A 1,446-nucleotide genomic window follows, 5' to 3' on the forward strand; every position below is an offset into this window, starting at 1 on the left:
TCTAATGGTTTTTTATTTTAATAAAGCATGGCTACAGGCCTATTTAATAACGTATATGAACTGAAAAAGATCAATTAAATTAAATTGAGTGTACACAAAATAAACATCTCTAGTATTCCTAATTTTTGAGATGCTATAATGTATTTGAATGGATAATGATCTACAGTTCTGGCGTGAACTTCATAGGGTCATAAAATTCATTATTTTTGATGAGGTGGTAGATGGTTCGATTGAGCCTTCCCATCGCAGCTATGGCAATCTTCTTGGTGTGAATGTCACCGGAAGATTGCTTTTTTCTTTGATAGAACAGACTAATGTTACTAGGATGATATCTTGAGACACTCACTATATTCAGTACAGCTTTGAAAAGTATTTTACGAGCGTAGGTATTCCCACGCTTCCTGATGTGCTGTCCCATTTCAAAGTCCCCAGATTGATATTGGATTAAGTCAATTCCGATATAAGCATTAATCGCATTAGGTTTTCTAAATCTGCGGATATCTCCCAATTCAGCCACCAAACATACTGCTGTTTTAATACCAATTCCTGGAATCGATTGTAGAATGGAAATTTCCTGAAGATTAGCTGAAATTTCAGTCATTTCGTCAATCGTTTTCTTCTTCAAAGTATCGAGTCGTTCTACTTCTCCGGCTAAATAAATTACAGCTTGGACGGCATGTGTGCAGTTTTCAACAGCTGGAGCTGAATTATATGCCAAATCTTGTAAGTGCTGGGCTAGAACGAGCGAACGACGTTCACCCATATTCTTAGGTGTCGCTTCAAGAATTAGCCGAGCCAGTTCGGTAATTCCCATTTCTAAAACCAGAGATGGATGTGGAAACTGCTGAACGATGTGCCAATACAATGCACCATCGGTGACACTTAAGAATCGTTCAATTTCGGGGAAAGCCAGTTGTAGTTTTTGATGTAATCGATTCTTAGCCCTAACAATATCTTCATTCAGCTCTTGATATGTCCGTTCTAAATCATGCAGTTCTGAATAAACTGGTTGTTCCTGAAATGTTGGCTTGTAGTGATGTTGTGACATCGCCATTGCCAATGAAACTGCATCTAATCGGTCATTCTTATTGTGGCGAAAACTATCCATATCCTTCTTAGCTGCTAAAGGATTAATTTCTGTATATTGCCAACCGTTACGGATCAGAAAAGCACGTATACTGCGAGAATAGATTCCTGAAGATTCAAAAATTATCTGTGGTGATGTTAAGCCATCTAGCTCATCTTCAAGAATTTCAAACCCATGCCGGTCATTTTGAATTTTGAATTCTTTGTAAACCTTTTGTTCAATCAAAATTGCTACATTGGAGCTGTGCTTACTTACATCAATACCAAATACGATATCCATGACTAACTACCACCTTTATGAAAGTTGTATTCACTGATTCACTCATCTCAATTTTCAATACACGACTTTAAATAGCCAAC

At 37.3% G+C, this 1,446-nt stretch carries 1 protein-coding gene; it reads right to left on the reverse strand.

The genetic code is table 11. The features are described 5' to 3' along the window. Positions 1-160: 160 nt before the first annotated feature. On the reverse strand, positions 161-1,366 hold the full coding sequence (locus FFM59_RS09960) for an IS110 family RNA-guided transposase (RefSeq protein ID WP_137602863.1): 1,206 nt from the start codon (positions 1,364-1,366) through the stop codon (positions 161-163). Positions 1,367-1,446 lie beyond the last annotated feature (80 nt).

Source organism: Paucilactobacillus nenjiangensis (genome assembly GCF_005405445.1).
Taxonomy (GTDB): domain Bacteria; phylum Bacillota; class Bacilli; order Lactobacillales; family Lactobacillaceae; genus Paucilactobacillus; species Paucilactobacillus nenjiangensis.